Consider the following 3,874-nt stretch of genomic DNA (forward strand, 5'->3'; position numbering starts at 1 on the left):
GATATTTTGCTAATTTCTTTAAAATAACAATATTTTTCGAAGAAAAAAGACAAACTCACTTTTAGAATTGTGAGTTTGTCTTCAGTCTGAAACTCTGCATGTGCAGAGTTTTTTATTGGACTTCTATCTTTACTTCGCCTACTGTCTCATAGACCGCTTAATAAATCCCTTTTTCAAGACGCTTTGGCAAAATAAATGTTCCCGATGAGACAAACATTCCTGGTGTAAGCTTTCTGTCGTATTCAGCAATCGCTTCAACAAGCCACTTCACACTTTCTACTGGATGTCCTAATACTTCAGACGAACACCCTTCAGCAATCGCTTCATCATTTAAATATAATGTTCCTTTTATATCTTTAATGTCATCATAGCTGCACACCTTACCTTCACCAAAGACAACCGCTCCGCTCACGGCGCTATCAGTAACAATTTCGGCTACGCTCATATTTGGAAACCAATTCGTATAATGCGCATCTGGAAGTTCAATTCCTGGTGCTATAACACATTTTCTCATGATCTCAGCTACACTATCTCCTTGCTCTAATGTTTCTTGCACAATAAACACGAGTTCAAGTTCTAGTAATCCTTCATTGAATTCACCTAGAGCGACACGTTCTGATAATATCGTTTTATCTGTCATCGCACCATATAATGGACTATCACTATTAAACATACGCTGTGTCTCTTCGCTCGTAAGAGAAACTTTATAGCCTTTTAACGTTTCTGTTTGCTCTTTTAATTTCAAAACCTCATGCTGCACATCATATGCTGTTGCTAGAGACATCGTTTCAGGAACAATACGTTCTTCCAGCACCTTTCTTTGCTGATATGCATTAAACAGCAGTTCAACATATTGATTGCTACTCATGAAAACACTCCCTATAATGTTTTTTTAAGCAGACCAGATAATACTTTCTCACCAAGAATGTCTTCTTCATACTCCCGTACAAGCTCGAACCCTTCTCTATAATAAAACTTCGTTGCACGTTCATTGTCCAGCGCAACCTCAACAAAGACTGCATCATACGTGTCGAAATAAGACAGACCATTATGCAGAAGTGCCCTACCGATCGCATGACGCTGATGCTCTGGCAAGACATAGATAGCAGATAAATTCAGAGCTTTTCCGTAGATGAAATTTGCGAATCCTACGATTTCTCCATCTACTTCCGCTACTAAAAATAAAGTTTCTTTAATTCTCTTTTCCAGTCTTGAAGTGCTGAACGATGCTTCTAAAAATTGAACACTTGTGCTCGCTGTCATTATATTCTTATATGTATCGTGCCAAGCTTTTGTGACCACATTTTTAATTTGAACAATATCATCTTGTGCTGCTTTACGAATACTTACCATTTCCATTCTCTCCTACTTCAGTTTAAAAAATTAATATCTTTTAATTATACCATTTAATTATCAGAATTGCACGACAACTTCGAACTGTGTTCGCTTTAAAGCCGGAGTTCCTATTGTTGTCGCACACCTAATAAACGATAAATAGTTTAACTGTTTCATCAGAGGGAGATGTTTAATATAGACATAATGATATTCTAGATATGGCCTTGATCCTCGCGCTAATTTATAATCTTTGGCACCTGCACTATTATTAATAGCATATCCATTACGCTTAGCAAATTCATATAACAATCCACTCGTTATAAAATAGAGATGTTTAATGGATTGATCCATACCAAAATAAGCTGGAAATAATGTGTTCCCCGCTTCCTGTACAGCCATAAACGATACGATGCGTCCTTCATCCTTTAAGACGAACCACTGCAAATTCGTAGACTCATACATAAACTTAAAGAATTCAGCTGTATAGTGTGGATTAAAATGAGAATACTTATCTAAATATACTTGTTCATATAACGGAACTAATTGCGCAAAGTCTTCATCATTAAGCGTCATCGTAAATGTCAGTCCGCTCTTATTAAATTTCTTGATATCTTTCTTTAAATCTTTGCGTTCGTTCTTACTGTGCTGTTCATTGCTATCATATATGTATACTGCTCGAGATATAAGACGTTCGTAACCAGCGTTATTAAGCAATTTCATTTCACGCTTATGGAATTTATCATTTAATGTACGGAAGCAGATGGCATGCTTTGGATAACGCTCTGATAGCAGCTTTGTAATCAACTCAATTTGGTCAAACTCATACCCTTCATACATCGTTGTCGACATAAAAGAAGGGAATACCGTTACTGTTTTTTCACATGTTGGATTCAGCACAAAGCGTCCGACTGTAAGCACTGCATTCGTTACAGGTTTCAAGCATGCAGGCAGATTCATACGGCTTGTTTCGCTTACCATTTCATCAATATACTGACCCGTAAACGAATGAATCCACGATTGATTCATTCCGCCATCTTTAATGCTGAACGGGATAAGCTGTCCATTCACTATCATCACTTCTACACGGGCATGCACATTCCCGATGCCACGTGTGATGCCTTCCATCATATAGCGTAAGTATTTACGCTCTTTTACTCCGATATTGATACGGTCAAATGGTATTTCATCATAAGTGCTATAAAATGTCATAAACTGTCCTCTATTTCTTTGTCATAAGGTCTTCGTTCCATTCAATATCATACGTCGTAATCGTATTCACAGTCGTCTTCAGTGACTTTGCTGTTAACCACCACTGCGCACCACTAATTAATTGTTCAAAGAATATCCCTTTTTCACTCGGATGCCAGAATATATCCTTACCGTACTTTAAACGTTCTAAATTATGTTTTTTCGGTCGCATTATAAAGTTATATAGCGATACGAATATTAGCTGACGCGCTTCATATTTCGGTGTGCACGGTTTTAGCTCCCATACTTCAGGTTGCATGAACAATGCCCCATTTGTCGCGCGAGGGTTACATTCAATAAAGTAATACTCCCCTGTTGTATCACACTGTATCACATCAAATGCGATTTGATATGACCATTTTAAATTGCGAATAACACTTTCAATAATTTTCTGCAGTGCTTCGTTTTTCTGAGAATGAAAGTACGTTGAACAATTGTAACTATCATGTGTGTTCGATAAATATAACGATGTACTTAATGTACGTCCTTCATGTGCAAAACTATAAGAACACCATTCCGTCCCTTTAATCAATGTCTGAATCATAAATGGAAATTCAATTAATCGCTGATTCTCCAGCTCCATACGTGATAATTTACGTACAGATTGTCCGAAGCGCCCATAAGGTTGCTTAACGATATATTCATTTCCCGGGTAATCATTTATAAACTGTGTTAAATCGTGCTGATTCATAATATATTCTGTATCCGGTACTTTAAACCCCATCGCATCGATTAATTTAGTAAAGTTATATTTATTGTGTACTGAAAGCATCTTCTGAATTTCTTCAACGTAAACGGGTGCGTTAATTTGTGATTTCATATAAGAAAGATAGAACGATTCTTCGTTCAGTGGTATAACAAGATCAATGTGATACGTATCGATAATATCATTAATATCCTGAATATAGAGTTCTGTAGAAAATCGTGGAGAAGTGGTTATTATAAATCGCTCAATAAACTTTGACTTCTTAATACTTACTTTCTTCGTAGAGTCGGATAGGTAAACCTTTCTACCAAGCGCGACCTGCTGCTGCACTACTTCATACGAAATTGGTGCACGAGCTCCAGTAATCAATATATTCACGAAATCTTCCACCTTTCATGTATGACACTTTGTATTTATCGTAACAGAGAGATATTAAACACGTGTTAATTTGCATTAAAGAAATATGTGGAATATTAAGCTGTACATTTAAAAGTTTTCGTTTGTCAAAATAAGCTAGACAATTCCTCATCTTCGATGAAACTCATAAATACTTCCAATGGTGTTTTATAGCCCAGCGATTTTCTG

The 3,874-nt window shown here is 36.6% G+C and carries 4 protein-coding genes; all 4 read right to left on the reverse strand.

Annotated features, from left to right (window positions below; translation table 11 throughout):
• Positions 1-157 precede the first annotated feature (157 nt).
• From CD152_RS07305 to CD152_RS07320, 4 genes are read right to left on the reverse strand one after another with little or no spacing between them, the layout of a single operon-like run.
• On the reverse strand, positions 158-868 hold the full coding sequence (locus CD152_RS07305; RefSeq protein WP_101141147.1) for a 2-keto-4-pentenoate hydratase: 711 nt from the start codon (positions 866-868) through the stop codon (positions 158-160).
• 11 nt (positions 869-879) lie between these two features.
• Positions 880-1,359 carry a GNAT family N-acetyltransferase gene (locus tag CD152_RS07310; protein WP_015912328.1) on the reverse strand — a complete coding sequence of 160 codons (480 nt, stop codon included), beginning with the start codon at positions 1,357-1,359 and terminating at the stop codon, positions 880-882.
• 54 nt (positions 1,360-1,413) lie between these two features.
• Positions 1,414-2,544 carry a GNAT family N-acetyltransferase gene (locus CD152_RS07315; protein ID WP_103214580.1) on the reverse strand — a complete coding sequence of 377 codons (1,131 nt, stop codon included), beginning with the start codon at positions 2,542-2,544 and terminating at the stop codon, positions 1,414-1,416.
• Between the two features lie 10 nt (positions 2,545-2,554).
• Positions 2,555-3,667 carry an ATP-grasp domain-containing protein gene (locus CD152_RS07320; RefSeq protein WP_101141151.1) on the reverse strand — a complete coding sequence of 371 codons (1,113 nt, stop codon included), beginning with the start codon at positions 3,665-3,667 and terminating at the stop codon, positions 2,555-2,557.
• Positions 3,668-3,874: the final 207 nt, after the last annotated feature.

The organism is Macrococcoides caseolyticum, from assembly GCF_002902665.1.
In the GTDB taxonomy this organism is placed as follows: Bacteria; Bacillota; Bacilli; order Staphylococcales; family Staphylococcaceae; genus Macrococcoides; species Macrococcoides caseolyticum.